Origin of the sequence: Pedobacter panaciterrae (genome assembly GCF_013204795.1) — a bacterium.
Lineage (GTDB): Bacteria > Bacteroidota > Bacteroidia > Sphingobacteriales > Sphingobacteriaceae > Pedobacter > Pedobacter panaciterrae.
Genome location: NZ_JABMKW010000020.1, coordinates 578,644 through 595,287 on the forward strand (window position 1 = coordinate 578,644; position 16,644 = coordinate 595,287).

The following is a 16,644-nucleotide window of genomic DNA, read 5'->3' on the forward strand; positions in this document are numbered from 1 at the left end:
TTAAAGCAATTGATTAATAAGAAATAATCCTTTTCGTTTATATTATGTCTTATGGTTATATATAGATATAATATATTATGAAAACCTTGAATTTCAAATCATTAATTATAGCTGGGTCTATAATCCTGATCAGTGGATTAACAACTAACAACGTTTTAGCACAAAGATCTTCTCGTGGCAGTGGTGGTGGTGGTAGTCATGTATCAGCGGGTGGGGGAAGCAGACCATCAAGACCGTCTCAAGGAAATATATCTGGCGGCACAAGACCGTCAAGGCCATCAATAGGCAGTGGATCGCGTCCTGATTACAGACCAAGTCGTCCGGCCAATAGACCTGGTTATGGCTACAGGCCTGGCTATGGCAACAGGCCAGGCTATGGTTACAGACCAGGTTACCACTACAGACCAGGTTATTCTTATCGCAGACCTTACTACGGATACTATTATAATTACTATAGACCATTTTTAGGCATCAGTTTAAGCGTATTGCCTTATGGTTATTACCCATTCTATTTTGGTGCAGATCAATTCTACTATTCAGGAGGATTCTTTTACAGACAGTACGACGAGGGATATAAAGTAGTTGTGCCTCCGGTAGGTGCTCAGGTACCAAGCATTCCTTCTGAAGCAAAACAGATCACTATTAATGGCCAAACCTATTACGAATATAAAGGGGTTTATTACAGCACAACTGTGGATGCTGATGGTAAAACTGTTTATGTGGTGGCAGGTAAAGATGGTGTATTAGATACCGACAATGGTGCTGTTACAGACGACACCAGCAACTTACCTCAGGTAGGAGATGTTGTAAATCAGTTGCCAGAAGGTACAAGAGATGTGATGATCAAAGGAGCACAATATTACGTTTCTGAAGAAGGTGTTTATTACGAGAAAATAGTGGACGGCGATAACATCACTTATAAAGTTATAGGAATTGGTAACTAAAGCAGTCGTCATCTTGAATTTATTTCAGGATGACCGGAGTACAAACAAGGCCGATAATGATATCGGCCTTGTTTGTTTTATTTATCAGTACTACTCAGCCTAAACAACTTAGTTTCATGACTCAATACCCTGCCACTCCATTTTTTGCCATTACCCACAGCCTTATGCAACCATAGATCATTGATTTTATAAGAACCATCCAACCCTAAATCCTTCCAATTCAAACTAAGGGACTCAGCAGATGCTCCGCGATTCAAAATAGCAATAGCATAATCACCATTTTTAAGCGGCTTCACAAAAACATTCCAATTGCCTTTATTAATCTTACGTTCTGCTTGTTTACCAAGCGCATCCTGATTTATAGCAATAACGTCTTCATTCAGCAAAATTCTTTTAGTTGCCTCACTCATAATACGTAAATCATTAGTAGCTACCAAAGGAGCGGTCATTATACTCCACAAACTCATTTGACTTTGATATTCAGTCTCTGAGCAACCTTTACCACCTAAGTCGCCCGAGGGTCCTTTTTTACCATTTAAGCCTATTACAAGCATATCAAAATCATTCCATCCACCCGGACCAGCATATTGAGCCAGATCAGCATTTACATCAACAATATCCATTATCCCGGCACCTATACTATGTAAATCATTAGGATCTTTCCATGGTTTTAATGCAGCCCATTTATCACGCACATCGGCAGTAGTACGCCATAATTGCCCTCCGGCATTTTTTGCCCAAAGCCATGGTTTTCTATTACCCCATTCGCAAATACCTAGCGCAATTTCCCTACCGCTATTCCTTAATGCATCAGCCATTTTTTTATACCTTACAACAGCAGTTGCAGAATCTGCAGGCGCATCACAATAATCATATTTAAGGTAATCAATACCCCACGAAGCAAATGTTTTAGCATCCTGCTCCTCAAAATTCAAACTCGCTGTATAACCCGCGCAGGTTAACTGCGCCGCATCAGAATAAATACCCAATTTAATTCCTTTTTCATGCACATAATCAGCCAGTGACTTTACACCAGATGGGAATTTCAAGGGGTCGGCAATAATTTGATTACGGTTATCTCTGCCGCCTTGCCATCCATCGTCTATCATCAGGTAATTGTAGCCTGCTTTCACCATTCCTGAACTTACCATTGCATTGGCCATTTCCTTAATATCTTTTTCATTTATCTTATCTGCGAAGTAGTTCCATGTCATCCATCCCATAGGAGGAGTAGCCGCCAGTTCAGGTTTATCATTGAAATTTACCTGAGCAATTCCTGAAAATGTACTTAGCCAAAATGCAATAACCAAGGAACCTGCAATTATTTTATTATTCATTTCTGTGTTTGGTTTATTCTGTTTAGCTTAAAAACAATGCTACCAAATATAGATGCTCTTACTAGAATTTAGCACAAAAAAATATTTAATTTTATGAAATGATAAGACAAGCTTTAGCCACAGATGCACCTCAAATAGCAAGATTAATTATTCATGCAATGGAAGATCCGGCATCAAAGTTTGTTGGCCAATCGGATCCTTTAAAGGCTATACCTCTATTTGAGCATTTTGCGGGCTTGCGTGGCAATCAGTACAGCTACGAAAATATGCTTGTATATGAAGATGAATCGGGTATCTGTGGAGCTATTAGTGGCTACGATGGGGCAGACCTCAACCTGCTCAGGTCACCTTTCCTGAATTATATTGCATCATCATATAACTTTAAGGATATCCCTGAAGATGAAACACAACCGGGTGAGTTCTATATCGACTGTATTAGTGTTGCCGCAAACAAACAGGGGCAAGGTATTGGCAAAAAGTTAATCAACGCTATGGTAGGGCAGCTGACTAACTCAAAACACACTAAAGCAGGGCTATTGGTGAGTAAGGATAATCCTAATGCCGAAAGACTCTATACAAATTTAGGCTTTAAGATCGCGGACGAAAGGCAATTTATGGGAGGTACTTATTATCATATGCAATGCGCAGTCTGACAATAAAAAAACGCCTCACATGCTAGTATGGGCGTTTTTCTCGTCGAAGTTAAACTGATATATCTTAATTCGGCATTAATACCGTATCAACAACATGGATAACTCCATTTTTCTGATAAACATCTGCAATAGTAACAGTACTCATTCCACCTTTTTCGTCTTTAAGAACTAATTTCTTGCCATCCATCCAGGCCCACAACTTGCCTCCCTGAACGGTAGTCAGTTCAGCTTTACCATTACCATCCTTAATGGCTTTTGCTATTGCTTTAGAATCCATTTTACCAGCAACCACATGATAAGTTAATATCCTGGTTAACACATCTTTGCTTTCAGGTTTTACCAGCGTTTCAACTGTTCCTGCTGGTAATTTATCAAAAGCTGCATTTGTTGGCGCAAATACGGTAAAGGGCCCTGCACTTTTTAATGTTTCTACCAATCCTGCTGCTTTAACCGCAGCTACCAGTGTGGTGTGGTCTTTTGAATTAACCGCATTGTCAACAATATCTTTAGTCGAATACATATCCGCACCGCCAACCATTGGATTTTTTTGCGCATAAACTTGTGTCGAAAATGCCATAACTATTATGGCAAATACAGATTGAATTACTCTTTTCATTTTAGATTTTGATTTGATAACACTTACGCAAATCAAGACAGGTTTGGTTTTCGTGATATAAAATAATTAAATTTATGCACGAGCATTTTACAGTACCAGTATGAGAACAGAAAATTCATTTCAATGCAGAGCTGAAGAGTTTAGAGCCTTACATCAACGAGCCGGTATATTTGTAATTCCCAATCCATGGGATGCAGGATCGGCAAGAATATTAGAAACGTTAGGATTTAAAGCACTTGCAACAACAAGTGCTGGTCTTGCTTATTCGCTTGCAAAGCCAGATGGCCATGCCGCTATTACTCGCGAGCAAACTTTACAGAACGTACAAAGTATTATTAATGTAACAGATTTGCCTGTATCCGCCGACTTAGAGAATGGATTTGGCGACGATCCTTTAAAGTGTGCACAAACCATCAGACTTGCTGCAAATACCGGATTGTCTGGAGGTTCTATTGAAGATGCCACCGGGGATCCTAACGACCCCATTTATCCTTTTGAACTTTCTGTTGATCGTATAAAAGCCGCAGTTGAAGCTGCACGCAGCCAACCTTATCCTTTCACACTAACAGCCAGGGCAGAGAACCTGATACACGGGCGCCCTGATCTTAAAGATACCATTAAAAGGCTTGTTGCCTATGCAGATGCAGGTGCCGATGTTTTGTTTGCACCAGGTTTAAAAACTAAAGAAGAAATAGAAACAGTTGTAAAAGCAGTTTCTCCTAAGCCTGTAAATGTAATTATGGGATTGGCCGGAGACAATTTTTCGCTTAATATGCTGGAAGATATGGGTGTAAAACGTGTAAGTATGGGCTCTTCTTTAGTTAGAGCTGCCTACGGTGGTTTTTTTAAAGCAGTTGAAGAAATACTTCAAAAAGGAACATTCAGCTTTGCTGATGATGCAAAACCATATGCTGATCTTAATAAGCTGTTTAGCAACTAAGAAGAGAACTTAAAAAGAATGGACAATTATCTGGAAAGTGTAAAGAAACAATTTCTTTACTATAAGCAACTCGGAGAGAAAGCAATGGAGCAACTGCAAGAGCAAGACCTGTTCTGGCAATGCAATGAAGAAAGCAATAGCATTTCAACCATAGTTAATCACCTGTCAGGAAATATGTTATCCCGATTCACAGACTTTTTAACTTCAGATGGAGAAAAGCCATGGCGAAACAGGGATAATGAATTTGAGTCTAAAATAACAAGCAAGGAAGAATTAATAAAGCTTTGGAATAAAGGGTGGGATTGCCTGCTAAATGCCATTAATCAGCTTGACGATGATGACCTAAATGCGATAATCTATATCAGAAATGATGGGCACACTGTTACCGAAGCAATTAACAGACAACTTGCTCATTATCCTTATCATATTGGCCAGATTGTTTTTATAGCCAAAATGAGAAAAAATGAAGAGTGGAAAACCTTATCTATTGCCAGAAACAAATCGGCAGATTACAATGCACGAAAGTTCTCAAATGAAAAAGAGAAACGCCATTTTACTGATGATCTTTAAAATTAATTATCTTTTTTAGTTGCAATAACAATTCCTGTTGCCCAGCATTGCTTGGTTATAAGCAGGTCATTCCTTTTTTCTAAATCTTCTATTAGCTTAATTGCTTTTTCCTGATGGCCCTCAGGCCAGTTTGGCTGCGGCAACATATCATCAATAATGTAAAATGCACCCGGATTTAACATGTTAATCACCTCATCAAGCATTAAGTATTTCCCGTGCCATGTATCAGCGAAGATATAATCAAACTTCAGGTCTTTATTCTGCTCAACCCATTCACCACCATCAATACATTCCAAGCCAAGCCTGTTATCCTCGGCAAGAAAACGCGATGCTACAGATAAATAATTAGGATCATTATCAATGGAGATTAAGGTAGCTTCCTTGTCCATCCCGTCAAGAATCCATGAGGTTGACAAGCCTGTTCCGGTTCCCAGTTCTAAAAATCTGCCGCCAGGCTTTGTACCAGCTAATGTTCTTAATAAAGAGCAAGTTAATACATCAGATGCCATTGAAAATTCGGTATTCTTTGTTGCTTCGTCTATAGCTAAATAAGCATCTGGATAAGTCTGTTTAATTTGTTCTATCACAAATATTTGGTTTATGGGTATACTCATTAATTAACTTTGTGAAGATAGTACTTGTTTAGTTTTAAAACACACCTAACTTAACGCATCGTGAAAAATGATACCAAGACTATGTCTGTTTCCACTATGCAGCGGACTTACCCCATGTTTCATGTTTACCCTGTAATACCCTTTGTTTCCCTTTACAGGTCTAAAATTAGTTGTAAAAATAACCATATCTCCAAGATCGGGTTTTAATACATTTGCCTTTGATTGCGCCCGCGGAATTTGTTCCGTAATCACAAATTCACCGCCTTTATAATCCTCGTCTGCTTGATCGAGCATAAGCACCATTTGCATTGGAAAATAAATCTCTCCATATAAATCCTGATGAAGCGTATTAAATCCACCCTCCCCATATTTTAATATCAGCACCGTTGGTTTGGTTTGCCCATGATCATGGCATATTTGTTTAAGCTCATAATGGGCAAGAGGGAAACGGGTATTTAACTTCAATTCTTCCATCCAGCTATTCGCCACAGGAGCAATTTGCGGATATATGTTCTCCCGTAATTCAGTTATAATTGCGGGCATAGGGTAACTGAAATATTTATACTCTCCTAAACCGAATCGGTACCGTTCCATATTTACCGTTTTCCGATAAGTATCATCAGCATTATAATCTTCAATCAAATTCTCACATTCAGCCTTTGTTAGTATATTTTTTATCACAACAAACCCTTTATCATGTAGTTCAACTTTTATTTTAGGCCAGTTAATTTCGGCTATTCGGTCAGTTATCGATCTCATATTTTAGTATTTAAAGGCAAATTAATTGGTAAAATCAAACATAATCAACCCGATTCTTGCTTTCTGGCTAAGCCTTGAGTTTATACAGGAATAATCACGATGTTTTAAAAGCTTAAGTTTTTCAGCTAACTTTAAAATAAATAGTATTAATGTTATTAAAAGAAAATTATGCGTAAAAATCTCTTTGTATTTGGTATGAGTTGTTTGTTGATGCTGGGTTCTGCTGAATCTCTTTTGGCATCAGGAAAAAATATGCCTGTTAGCGCTCAAACAAAAGTAAGTTCTAAAGATTTAATTGGCCGTTGGGATATCACTATTGATGAAAACGGGAAATCAGCACCATCATGGCTAGAAGTAAAACTATCAGGTTTAAAAACATTGGTAGGCTATTATGTTGGTCCTAGTGGAAGCGCTCGTCCGATAGCAAAGGTAAATTTCGACAATGGTAAGTTCAGTTTCACTATTCCTCCTCAATGGGAAGATGGAGGTCAGGATTTTGTTATTGAAGGTGAAGTAACCGGAGGCACAATTCAAGGAACAATTACCACAAACGAAGGCAAAAAATACAATTGGAAAGGAGTAAAGGCTCCATATTTAAAAAGAACCGCTGCTCCGGTTTGGGGTAAAACCATTAACCTGTTTAACGGGAAGGATTTGGCCGGTTGGAAAGCAATGGGAGAAAACCAATGGATAGTAAAAGATGGTGTTTTAACCAGTCCAAAATCAGGTGCTAACCTAATTTCTGATCAAAAATTTACCGACTTTAAATTGCATGTTGAGTTTAGATACCAAAAAGGAAGCAATAGCGGTGTGTACTTAAGGGGCAGACATGAGGTTCAAATAGAAGATAGCCCTAAAGACCAACATCCATCAAGTGTGCTGTTTAGTGGCATTTACGGATTCCTAACACCTAGCGAGATCAATGCATTAGGACCTAATACATGGCAAACTTTTGATATTACTTTAATAGGCAGAATGGTTACAGTAGTTGTTAATGGAAAAACTGTGATTACTAATCAGGAAATCCCGGGAATTACTGGCGGCGCATTAGATAGCAATGAAGGTGAACCGGGACCAATCTATATCCAAGGAGATCATGGCCCAATTGAATTTAAAAAGATAGTGATTACTCCTTCAAAATAGAATCAGTTTTTATATAGTAGCTTAATTCTGCTTCAAGTCTAGATCCAGAAGATGACCGGAGGAACACTGGAAGATGAGCCGGAGAAGAACTAAGCTACTATATTAAAACACCTCGTTTAAACCGAGAAAAAATCCCTTTGCACCAAAATTACCAAAGGCGTAGTCTAAACAGAGATTGGTTCGTGTTGCCTTATTAAACAATACACGCAAACCAGCCCCGCCAGCAGGTTGCCATTGCTGAAACAGCTTAGTGCCAGATAGGTCATTGGCAGTTTGAATATTAAAGAAAGTAACACCACTTATAAAATCATTCCTTGTGATAGGGAAGCGGTATTCTATCTCTGAATAACAATACTGAGTGCCTTTAAAATAACCGATAGTATACCCTCTGCCACTTCTAAAATTTGCATCTTTTCCAGTCCCTGGAAGTTCCAGATAGGGCAGTGTACCACTTACTAGATAAGATCCCCAATTCCAGAGTGCGATTACATGTTCCGGATTTCTGGCCGAAAGGCTCCAGTATTTTCTAAAATCAGTAGTTACCTGTACCGCATTCTTTGTACTTCCTATCCAGCTTTGATTTGCACGAATCCCAACGTCTGCATATATTCCTTTATAGGCCCGGTTCTGATTATCCCGCGTGGTGTACTGTAAGTTTAATAAAAATCCATTAGCCATGTAATGATCTTTATCAAAACCATGTATCTGATTATAAATATGATACGGCGTTGAGCCATTTGGATTATTTGGATCTTCCAGTTTTCTGCGGATTTCGAATGATGCACCAGCTCCTATAAAAAGGCGATCCATAATTTGCTTATATACTTTTTCACGGAAATTATAATATTCCCCATGAATTGCATAGCCTTTACGCTCAGGATTAGACAATATCAGTTCCTCTTCAGTTCCAGTTGATACCTTGCCAATCCCCAATCCAAAATCAGGAGTAACTGTTTTGGCAGCAACCAAACTTCCTTGTAAGTTCCACCTGTTACCCGGCGTGTAAACATTGTGACTCAGGTAAAAATAAATGATGCCCTTGGTTGTAATGGAAGCTGATGTTGCCGCTACTGACATTAATGTATTAGGTTCTTGCCCCAATACCTTACCTACAACTGCTTTAAGTCCAATTTGAGCCCCAATACTTGGATTATAGGCAATACTTGGCATAGGTGTAAGGCCCGATTTATTTTGAGTTGGCTTGGGTGGTTTACCCGGACTAAAAATACTACGACCTAAATCGCCAATATCGTATTGCTTTACTGTCGTGTCGATTTTAAGTGAATCAGACAAAGGTTTAGTTTGTCCATAACTATATGCCTGAACGCCCATAAATGAGCTCAGCAATACTATCTTTATTTTTAATGAACTTTTAATTTTCTTTCTGTTTAAATGTGATAAGAACTTACAATCTATTATGTTTAATGCTAAACGAAAAATAAACAACGTATCTATTAATTAAGCATATGGGCCAGTATTGGTCCACATTTTTCGATACATGGGGCATAAAAGTGCCCGTGTTTCCAATTTGCCGATTTAGGAGACAACCCCCACCAAAATTCTGCCAAAGCGAGTGGTTCCATTCCATTAGCAAAAGCATATTGTAATAATTTAGGTGCAGCACATTCTCCGGCACCTGCTGGCGGTTTGCCCGAAGCGGTATGTTCAAAAGCTTTAATTAAGCTTTTGGATTCTCCAGCTTTGTTTAAAAAATGGTATTGCTCAAAGATTCGACTTTGTAATTCATTAGAATGATCTTTTCTTAGCGCTTTTAAAAGCAGGATTTCTTTGGTATGAGCCTCGTCTTTAAATGATTCCAGGTAACTGATTTTCTCGTTAATCTGAGTAAGTTTTTCCATCCCTGCATTTACAAAGCCACCCGGTTCCAAACCATCAAATATTGGCGGCACAAATTTAGCATGATAATTTCTGCCGGCCAGTTTACCCGAAAACGCAGCCAAATATCCTAGTTTGCCTTCCTCGGTTCTAACTATTAATACACCAAACATCTTTCCAATTACCATTCCTTCGGCACCGGTAAGCAAACCAAAATTATGTGCCCATTCTTGTTGATGCGCTAGATGAAACTGCAGTTTACTTGCCGCCAAAAGACAAAGCGGATGTAATTCACTTTCTAAAGAAAAGCTAAGTCCATCGGCAAGTGCATTGATTTCTGCAGATTCCTCGAAAGGGCAGAATACTGAATTTTCATCAATTAGATTTGGCATTATTGGATGTTTTGCATTACTGGGCGTTTTTGCATTGTTTGGTGTTTTTGTTTTAGGCGGTCGTCATCCTGAATTTGTTTTGCTTCGCAGCTACTTCGTGGTCAGGATCCCGGACTAGAAAGATGGAATAGATCGCTTAATAATACACTCTATTTTTAAAAAATTTGACGCAAATATCAAACAATTTTATTTAAAACCTTATAAAATAATTTCCCATAATATTTTGTGCCAGATCAAGTTTGATCCCGTACCTCATATGATTCTTTAACGCTGTCTGCTTCTTTTTGGGCTATTATTTTTTCTTTTTTGAGGTCAACACGGATCAGGTTATACAAGCTCATATAGATATTAGCAACCCAAACAATAGAGAATCCAGATATAAGATAACCTGTAAACCCTGGATACAGCAGCGTATACTTAGTAAGAACAAGTAAAAAGAGCGTAACATAATGACTAAAGCAATACTCGCAGGTAAGCATGTAAAACAGCTTTCTTTTCAGAATATGGCTAGCCGTTTTTGATTTTTCAACAAAGTACTCTCTTATCTCTCTAAAAACTTCTTCCTTTGTTACCGTCCATGAGATGCAGGCCACAGGAATTGCAAGTATAAACAACCAATATTCGTGAGTATTCATAAAAATATTTAAAGAATGACGATTTCATGTTAGCTGAACAAAACAGCCATGTATTTGTTTAAACAATTTTTTTAATCATTCATTTAGTTTCTTTTCTTATAGTTCCATACCGCCCAGGCATTCAGTACAATGGCAAAAACACCAACAGTACCTAGTTGAGGCAATATGTCTCTTAACCCACTACCTTTAAGGATAACCATTCGCATTACTTCTATCAGGTAACTAACCGGATTGAACCTCGAAACTATTTTTGCCCAATCGGGCATACTGTCTATAGAGGTGAATAAGCCACCCATCAGAATAAAGATCATCATGAAAAAAAACATGATAAACATAGCTTGCTGCTGGGTATCACAAAAGGTTGAAATCAAAAGTCCGAAACCCAAAATGGCCAGCAAGAAAACAGATGCAAAGAGATACAGCACTAGCAAATTTCCGAGAGGTTCAATACCATAAATTAACCACGATACTAGGAGCCCTAGCGTAAACACCACATTTCCAAGTACCCAAAAGGGGATGAGTTTTCCCAATATAAAATGATGTTTTCTTATTGGACTTACATTGATCTGTTCAATAGTACCAAACTCTTTTTCTTTCACAATGTTTAGTGCCGATAGAAAACCTCCAATCATGGTAACCAGTATAGCCAAAATACCGGGAACCATAAAAAATTTGTACTTCATTAAAGGATTAAACAGATTGGATGAGCTGATCTCGATAACTGCAGCGCCGCTAAACTTTGAAACCGGCAGCAATTGCAGTCTTATATCGTTATTAAAGTCTCTTATGATAGACCCAAGATATGCTCCTCCAAGATTTGCCTTCACTCCGTTTATGGCATTTACGACAATAAATAGCTGTTGGTGGTTTTCGCGGACAAGGTTGCGCTCAAATCCATGCGGAATTTCCAGAATCAGATCGGCCTTGTCCGCTTCGATCAGTTTCATTCCTTCTTTAAAAGAGGCATTATATCCGGTAAGTTTAAAGTATCCAGAGGCGGTAATTTTAGAGATCAGTTTTTGGGAATAGCTGGAATGATCATGATCTACTACAGCAAGATTGATGTTCTTTACTTCATAATTTGCAGCAAGCGGCAGAATTATCAGTTGCATAACCGGCATTATGATGATCAGTAACAGTATAGCCTTGTTGCGAAATATCTGTCTGAATTCTTTTTCGAGTAAAAAACGGATCGTTCTCATGCCAGTCTGATTTTAAAACTTTTTAAACTCACTACTAATAAACCAAGGGTAATACCACCCAGAATTAACGTTTCTTTCCAAATGGCCGAAAATCCTAATCCTTTGATCATAATGGACTTCACAATTAAATAGAACCATTTTGCAGGAACCAGATTAGAGATCAATTGCAATGGGTAAGGCATGTTTTCTATAGGAAACATAAAACCACTGAAAAGCACTGTTGGTAAAAACATTCCCATCAGAGAGATTAACATGGCCATTTGCTGGGAATCTGTTTTTACAGAGATGAATATGCCCAGGCTTAGGCAGGTGATGATAAACAAGGTGCTTTCTACAAAAAGCAGGGCCACACTTCCGTTAACTGGCAAATCGAGCACATAAACACTCAACAGTAGGATGGAAGCTACATTTATGAGCGATAGAAAAAGGTATGGTACTGCTTTAGAAAGGATAACCAAAAGCGGACTAAACGGTGAAACCAGTAAAATTTCCATGGTTCCTGTTTCTTTTTCTTTTACAATTGAAATAGCCGTCATCATTACACACACCAGCATTAGTACCAGGGCCATCACACCCGGAACAAAATTATGTGCACCCTTTAGTTGCGGATTGTACAACATCCTTACTTCGGGAACTATCAAGTAGGGTATAGCTGCTGCTTTATCAATTGAATTTTGATAGTCCTGAATAATTGAAGAAACATAATTTGTAAGCATACTGGCAGTATTAGGATCAGAAGCATCGGCAAGAATCTGGATCTGTGCCTTGCGCTGATGGAGTAGGGCTTCATTAAATCCTGCCGGAAAAACGATGGCCATCTTAATTTTTCCTTTTTTAAATGCCGCTTCCATTTGCTTATTGTTCATCACGCTGTTTTGAATATCGAAGTACCTGCTGGCAGCTATCCTGCTGCTGATTTGTTGTGAGGCCTGGTCTTTGGCCTGATCCATAACAATGATCTCAGAGTTTTTAACCTCGTTGGTTAGTGCGAATCCAAAAATAAGAATCTGGATAACCGGCATTCCAAATAGAATTAGCAAGGTCTTTTTGTCCCTCCAAACATGGGCAAATTCCTTTTTTACAAAGTTGATAAACTGTTCCATTGCCTTATTATTCTAATCGCTACGTTTTGCACCTCTGGCCAGATGATAAAAAACCTGGTCCATTGAGCTTGCTTTAAATTGACTTTTTAAATTAGCCGGGGTATCAAGCGCTTCTATTTTTCCGTCTACCATAATAGATATGCGGTTACAATACTCAGCTTCATCCATATAATGAGTGGTCACAAAAATGGTAATTCCTTTTGCAGATGCCTCGTAGATCAGGTCCCAGAATTGTCTTCTTGTTACCGGATCAACTCCTCCGGTTGGTTCGTCCAGAAATACAATTTTTGGTTGGTGTAAAACCGCAACTGAAAAGGAAAGCTTCTGTTTCCAGCCCAAGGGCAGGGAGGCTACTAATTTTTTAGCTTCGTTTTTAAGTTCTAGCTGTTCCAGTAAGTCTTCACTTTTTGTTTTAATTTCCCGATTGCTTAACCCATAGATTCCTCCAAAAAACCTGATGTTTTCCTGCACGGTGAGATCTTCATACAAAGAGAACCTCTGACTCATGTAGCCTATATTCCTTTTAATTTCTTCTGTTTGCTTATATACATCAAAACCTGCTACTGTGGCTGTACCAGAACTGGGTATAGATAAGCCGCATAGCATGCGCATGGCAGTTGTTTTACCGGCACCGTTAGCACCCAGAAAACCAAATATTTCGCCCTTTTCTACTTCAAAAGTAATTTCATTTGTTGCTGTGAAATCTCCAAAGCGCTTGGTCAGCCTATCCGTTTTTATTACATATTCCATAGCTAGTTCTTCAATAATTTGATGAAATAATCTTCGATGGTTGGTGGTACAGGCTTAATTTCAATCTGAGTTAAACCTTCAGCTTTCAGGTAGGTCTTCAGCTTATTATCCTCAAAAGAACCATTAAAGGAAACATGGGCATACTCGCCAAAGGCATAACAATCCATTACCTCAGGGTATTTTCTAAGTGCTTTAATCAGTTCATACATCTGATCTGCTTTGATTGCATATAGTTGCTCCGGATATTGCTGAATCATATTTTGAGGGGTGTTGATAGATAATATTTTCCCGTTCTGGATCAGGGCGATGCGGTCGCACAAAGTAGCCTCGTCCATATACGGGGTTGATACCAGAATGGTAATATCTTGCGCTTTAAGCCTTTTCAGCATCTCCCAAAATTCTTTTCTTGACACCGGATCTACTCCAGTTGTTGGCTCATCCAGAAACAATACGGTTGGTTTGTGGATAAGAGCACAACATAATGCTAGTTTTTGTTTCATTCCACCTGAGAGTTTCCCCGCCCTTCTGTTTTTGAAGGGTTGGATCTGGACGTAGATATCTTCGATCAGATGATAATTCTGAGCGATGGTAGTGCCAAATACAGTAGCAAAAAAGCGAAGGTTTTCTTCGATGGTCAGGTCCGGGTAGAGTGAAAATCTGCCAGGCATATAACCAATTGTTTTTCTAATCTGTTTATAGTCGGCAACTACATCATAACCGTCTATCTTTGCCGTTCCTTTTTCAGGAAGTAGCAGGGTAGTCAGCATCCTGAAAATACTGGTTTTACCTGCGCCATCAGGACCAATAAGGCCAAACAGTTCTCCCTTATTTACATGGAAAGAAACATCATCGACAGCAACTAGCTGCTCTTTACCGTAGGTTTTACGGAGCTCGTTTACCTCGATGGCAAAGGCGCTGCTCATATTTTTTTAGATAAAATAATCTCTCCGTACATGCCTATTTTTAAATAGCCATCATTTTTTAGCTTTACCTTAATTGCATATACCAGATTGGCCCGCTCGTCTTTGGTTTGTATGGTTTTAGGAGTGAATTCTGCTTTATCGCTAATCCATTCTATAATACCCTCGTAAGTTTTATATTTTCCGTCTGCTAAATCAACCAATACCTCAACTTTTTGCCCAAGTTTAATAGCTGGCAACTGATTGCCAGTAATGTAAGCTCTTAAAATGATGGACGACAAATCGCTGATTTTGTACAAAGGTTTGCCTATTGAAGCCATTTCATTTACTTCAACATATTTGACCAGTACAGTGCCTGCTGTTTCGTTTATAATTTTACTCTTTAAAAGTTGATCGTTTAACTGATCAATCTGTACATTCAATGGAAGTGTTTCTTGATTTAAACTTGTCGAGGTAATATTCAGAGAAGATCTCTGAGCAGCTATCTGTTTTTTAATAATTGCAATCTGAGCATTGGCGTCGTCCAATTGTTTTGGTGTTGCAGCATCGGCCTTTAAAAGATTGGTAATTCTTTGCTGTTCTCTGTTTGCTTGCTTTAGTTGTTCCTGGTATGCGGCTATCTGAGCTGGTACATCAGGCTTTTTACCTAGTACAACATTAATCTGGGCTCGCAGTTGTTTCTTTTTTAAGTATAGTTGAGTAGTATCAATATAGCCTATCGTTTCGCCTGCCTTAAGTACCTGCCCCTCTGCAAGATTCAGGGTCTTAATGGTTCCGGTTGCCTCAGCAGATACGATGGTTTCTACAGCTTCGAAAGTGCCCGAAGCATCATAGACTTGTTCCTTTTGCCCACAAGACATCAAAAACAAAGCGGTAGTTATTGCAAATGCTATTTTCTTCATGATTAGTTTGTTTAAAAATTAATTGCCAGTGGTAGTTTGTTTATTATACTGTGCCATAAGCAGTTGTATCTGGTGCATGATTTTGCTTTGTCTGGCCTGATCTTCGGCGTTTACCTCACGTAAATAATCGCTGGTATTGATTACTCCGTTTTGCAATTGTGCGGCCGATGTTTCCTTTATACTTGCTCGCAACGCAATAATCTCATCATCTGAGCTCAATAGGTTTGTTTGCTTATCAATTTCAGATTCCTGCTGTTTTACCACAAAATTAGTGTTCAATAAAAAGCTTTCCTTTTGCAGATCAATCTCTTTTCTGTTGATGTCTATAATTGCCTTTTCTTTTTTGCTGGTATAAAAACCAGATAGGGGCCAGCTCATTCTAAGTCCACCCATGGCAAAAGGTTCGGCTGCATTGTTCAACATATTTAATGCTGGCCTGCCTACACCACCCTGCAAAAACAAATTAAATTTAGGCAGGTTCCGGGCTGCTATAGCTTGTTCTTTTACCTCCAGACTTTTGCGTTGCTGTTCATAAAGGCTAAGCTCTGGCCGGCGGATTTCAGCTTGCATTATAGGTTGTACAGGTTTTTGCAACTCAATATCTTCTGTAAGTGTTTTATTAATAAATAAGCTCAGCACATCTATATATCCTTTGCGTGTAAATTTCTGCTCTATACTTTTTTGGGTTACTTTGAGTAATTCGGCCTTAAGGATATTCAAACTGCTTTTAAAGGCCGTTCCATTAGCTATAGTAGCTTTTGCGCGATCGACGCCAAGCTGAATATCTTTTTGAAGTAATTCATTTTGTTTTAGTTGGGCATCTATTAACAATACGCCAAAGAACAACTGATTTACTCGTTCTTTCAATTTGTATAGCTCAATCTCAAGTTTCTGAGTTTCAACCGAGGCATTAATGCCAATCGCTTCTTTTTGTTGTCTGATAACCCCACCATCAAATAGGACTTGAGTTCCTTCGGCACTTAAACGATATTGGTCTTTACTGAGTTGAGGAATATTCGTTCCTGGAATTTGAATTGGAATCTTTGTTACATCAGACTGGTAACTGGCCAGTCCGCTAATATTAAATTGTGGAAGATATCCTTTTGCAGCGTTTTCAATAGAGTAGGCTGCAGTTTTTGAAATCAATTCCGACTGCCTTACCAATGGATAATTCTGGCGGGTCAGGTTGTAGCATTCTTCAATTGAAAGCTTTTCCTGGCTTTGCACATTCGTTTGGTAAAACACAAAAAAAATGATGGTGGTGAAAAATATAGATTTCATTTCTACTGTTTATTTATTTGTTTTAATCATTTGATTAATCTCTGAAC

18 protein-coding genes are annotated in these 16,644 nt (G+C 38.6%); 5 read left to right on the forward strand and 13 right to left on the reverse strand.

Features of this window, described 5'->3' with window-relative positions:
- Window positions 1-77: 77 nt before the first annotated feature.
- Window positions 78-944 (forward strand): DUF6515 family protein, encoded by an 867-nt coding sequence (locus HQN86_RS21375; RefSeq protein ID WP_216854481.1) that lies wholly within the window; start codon window positions 78-80, stop codon window positions 942-944.
- Between the two features lie 77 nt (window positions 945-1,021).
- Here the strand turns inward: HQN86_RS21375 and HQN86_RS21380 are convergent, their stop codons facing one another.
- Window positions 1,022-2,281: a glycoside hydrolase family 27 protein gene (locus HQN86_RS21380; RefSeq protein ID WP_216854482.1), complete on the reverse strand. Its 1,260-nt coding sequence runs from the start codon at window positions 2,279-2,281 to the stop codon at window positions 1,022-1,024.
- Window positions 2,282-2,379: 98 nt separating this feature from the next.
- On the opposite strand from HQN86_RS21380, the gene HQN86_RS21385 reads away from it, so the two are divergent.
- Window positions 2,380-2,934 carry a GNAT family N-acetyltransferase gene (locus HQN86_RS21385; RefSeq protein ID WP_172662914.1) on the forward strand — a complete coding sequence of 185 codons (555 nt, stop codon included), beginning with the start codon at window positions 2,380-2,382 and terminating at the stop codon, window positions 2,932-2,934.
- Window positions 2,935-2,998: 64 nt separating this feature from the next.
- Here the strand turns inward: HQN86_RS21385 and HQN86_RS21390 are convergent, their stop codons facing one another.
- Window positions 2,999-3,550 carry a fasciclin domain-containing protein gene (locus HQN86_RS21390; RefSeq protein WP_172662915.1) on the reverse strand — a complete coding sequence of 184 codons (552 nt, stop codon included), beginning with the start codon at window positions 3,548-3,550 and terminating at the stop codon, window positions 2,999-3,001.
- A gap of 100 nt (window positions 3,551-3,650) precedes the next feature.
- On the opposite strand from HQN86_RS21390, the gene HQN86_RS21395 reads away from it, so the two are divergent.
- Together HQN86_RS21395 and HQN86_RS21400 are read left to right on the forward strand one after the other, a co-directional pair.
- Complete coding sequence (locus tag HQN86_RS21395; protein WP_172662916.1) at window positions 3,651-4,490, forward strand: isocitrate lyase/PEP mutase family protein; 840 nt, start codon at window positions 3,651-3,653, stop codon at window positions 4,488-4,490.
- An 18-nt stretch (window positions 4,491-4,508) separates the two neighbouring features.
- The gene (locus HQN86_RS21400) at window positions 4,509-5,060 is read left to right on the forward strand and encodes a DUF1572 family protein (protein WP_172662917.1); all 552 of its coding nucleotides are present in this window, start codon (window positions 4,509-4,511) and stop codon (window positions 5,058-5,060) included.
- A gap of 2 nt (window positions 5,061-5,062) precedes the next feature.
- On the opposite strand, the gene HQN86_RS21405 is transcribed toward HQN86_RS21400, so the two are convergent.
- Both HQN86_RS21405 and HQN86_RS21410 read right to left on the reverse strand, forming a co-directional pair.
- Window positions 5,063-5,647, reverse strand: coding sequence for an O-methyltransferase (locus HQN86_RS21405; protein ID WP_288879329.1), 585 nt, complete (start codon window positions 5,645-5,647; stop codon window positions 5,063-5,065).
- A gap of 72 nt (window positions 5,648-5,719) precedes the next feature.
- The gene (locus HQN86_RS21410) at window positions 5,720-6,433 is read right to left on the reverse strand and encodes a 2OG-Fe(II) oxygenase (protein WP_172662919.1); all 714 of its coding nucleotides are present in this window, start codon (window positions 6,431-6,433) and stop codon (window positions 5,720-5,722) included.
- 168 nt (window positions 6,434-6,601) lie between these two features.
- Between HQN86_RS21410 and HQN86_RS21415 the strand changes: the two genes are divergently transcribed.
- A complete protein-coding gene (locus tag HQN86_RS21415) occupies window positions 6,602-7,576 on the forward strand; it encodes a 3-keto-disaccharide hydrolase (RefSeq protein WP_172662920.1) in 975 nt (324 codons plus the stop codon).
- Window positions 7,577-7,678: 102 nt separating this feature from the next.
- On the opposite strand, the gene HQN86_RS21420 is transcribed toward HQN86_RS21415, so the two are convergent.
- From HQN86_RS21420 to HQN86_RS21460, 9 genes are all read right to left on the reverse strand, one after another.
- The gene (locus HQN86_RS21420) at window positions 7,679-8,923 is read right to left on the reverse strand and encodes a BamA/TamA family outer membrane protein (protein ID WP_246269705.1); all 1,245 of its coding nucleotides are present in this window, start codon (window positions 8,921-8,923) and stop codon (window positions 7,679-7,681) included.
- Window positions 8,924-9,030: 107 nt separating this feature from the next.
- Entirely contained in the window at window positions 9,031-9,804 is a 774-nt protein-coding gene (locus tag HQN86_RS21425; protein ID WP_172662921.1) for a pseudouridylate synthase, read from the reverse strand.
- A gap of 233 nt (window positions 9,805-10,037) precedes the next feature.
- Window positions 10,038-10,439 carry a hypothetical protein gene (locus HQN86_RS21430; protein WP_172662922.1) on the reverse strand — a complete coding sequence of 134 codons (402 nt, stop codon included), beginning with the start codon at window positions 10,437-10,439 and terminating at the stop codon, window positions 10,038-10,040.
- 83 nt (window positions 10,440-10,522) lie between these two features.
- Window positions 10,523-11,641, reverse strand: a complete 1,119-nt coding sequence (locus HQN86_RS21435) for an ABC transporter permease (protein WP_172662923.1) — start codon at window positions 11,639-11,641, stop codon at window positions 10,523-10,525.
- Window positions 11,638-12,744 carry an ABC transporter permease gene (locus HQN86_RS21440; RefSeq protein WP_172662924.1) on the reverse strand — a complete coding sequence of 369 codons (1,107 nt, stop codon included), beginning with the start codon at window positions 12,742-12,744 and terminating at the stop codon, window positions 11,638-11,640. The genes HQN86_RS21435 and HQN86_RS21440 overlap by 4 nt, the downstream gene beginning before the upstream one ends.
- 12 nt (window positions 12,745-12,756) lie before the next feature.
- Entirely contained in the window at window positions 12,757-13,494 is a 738-nt protein-coding gene (locus HQN86_RS21445) for an ABC transporter ATP-binding protein (RefSeq protein WP_172662925.1), read from the reverse strand.
- Window positions 13,495-13,496: 2 nt separating this feature from the next.
- On the reverse strand, window positions 13,497-14,417 hold the full coding sequence (locus HQN86_RS21450) for an ABC transporter ATP-binding protein (RefSeq protein ID WP_172662926.1): 921 nt from the start codon (window positions 14,415-14,417) through the stop codon (window positions 13,497-13,499).
- Entirely contained in the window at window positions 14,414-15,316 is a 903-nt protein-coding gene (locus HQN86_RS21455; RefSeq protein WP_172662927.1) for an HlyD family secretion protein, read from the reverse strand. Before HQN86_RS21455 ends, HQN86_RS21450 begins: the two co-directional genes overlap by 4 nt.
- A gap of 18 nt (window positions 15,317-15,334) precedes the next feature.
- The gene (locus HQN86_RS21460; protein ID WP_172662928.1) at window positions 15,335-16,597 is read right to left on the reverse strand and encodes a TolC family protein; all 1,263 of its coding nucleotides are present in this window, start codon (window positions 16,595-16,597) and stop codon (window positions 15,335-15,337) included.
- Window positions 16,598-16,644: the final 47 nt, after the last annotated feature.

Excerpts from the sequence above, each read along its gene's own strand:
- HQN86_RS21440 (WP_172662924.1), bottom strand. The coding sequence starts at position 12,744 with ATGGAACAGTTTATCAACTTTGTAAAAAAGGAATTTGCCCATGTTTGG.
- HQN86_RS21445 (WP_172662925.1), bottom strand. The coding sequence starts at position 13,494 with ATGGAATATGTAATAAAAACGGATAGGCTGACCAAGCGCTTTGGAGAT.
- HQN86_RS21410 (WP_172662919.1), bottom strand. The coding sequence starts at position 6,433 with ATGAGATCGATAACTGACCGAATAGCCGAAATTAACTGGCCTAAAATA.
- HQN86_RS21455 (WP_172662927.1), bottom strand. The coding sequence starts at position 15,316 with ATGAAGAAAATAGCATTTGCAATAACTACCGCTTTGTTTTTGATGTCT.
- HQN86_RS21390 (WP_172662915.1), bottom strand. The coding sequence starts at position 3,550 with ATGAAAAGAGTAATTCAATCTGTATTTGCCATAATAGTTATGGCATTT.
- HQN86_RS21435 (WP_172662923.1), bottom strand. The coding sequence starts at position 11,641 with ATGAGAACGATCCGTTTTTTACTCGAAAAAGAATTCAGACAGATATTT.
- HQN86_RS21395 (WP_172662916.1), top strand. The coding sequence starts at position 3,651 with ATGAGAACAGAAAATTCATTTCAATGCAGAGCTGAAGAGTTTAGAGCC.
- HQN86_RS21415 (WP_172662920.1), top strand. The coding sequence starts at position 6,602 with ATGCGTAAAAATCTCTTTGTATTTGGTATGAGTTGTTTGTTGATGCTG.
- HQN86_RS21425 (WP_172662921.1), bottom strand. The coding sequence starts at position 9,804 with ATGCCAAATCTAATTGATGAAAATTCAGTATTCTGCCCTTTCGAGGAA.
- HQN86_RS21400 (WP_172662917.1), top strand. The coding sequence starts at position 4,509 with ATGGACAATTATCTGGAAAGTGTAAAGAAACAATTTCTTTACTATAAG.
- HQN86_RS21380 (WP_216854482.1), bottom strand. The coding sequence starts at position 2,281 with ATGAATAATAAAATAATTGCAGGTTCCTTGGTTATTGCATTTTGGCTA.
- HQN86_RS21385 (WP_172662914.1), top strand. The coding sequence starts at position 2,380 with ATGATAAGACAAGCTTTAGCCACAGATGCACCTCAAATAGCAAGATTA.
- HQN86_RS21450 (WP_172662926.1), bottom strand. The coding sequence starts at position 14,417 with ATGAGCAGCGCCTTTGCCATCGAGGTAAACGAGCTCCGTAAAACCTAC.
- HQN86_RS21375 (WP_216854481.1), top strand. The coding sequence starts at position 78 with ATGAAAACCTTGAATTTCAAATCATTAATTATAGCTGGGTCTATAATC.
- HQN86_RS21430 (WP_172662922.1), bottom strand. The coding sequence starts at position 10,439 with ATGAATACTCACGAATATTGGTTGTTTATACTTGCAATTCCTGTGGCC.
- HQN86_RS21460 (WP_172662928.1), bottom strand. The coding sequence starts at position 16,597 with ATGAAATCTATATTTTTCACCACCATCATTTTTTTTGTGTTTTACCAA.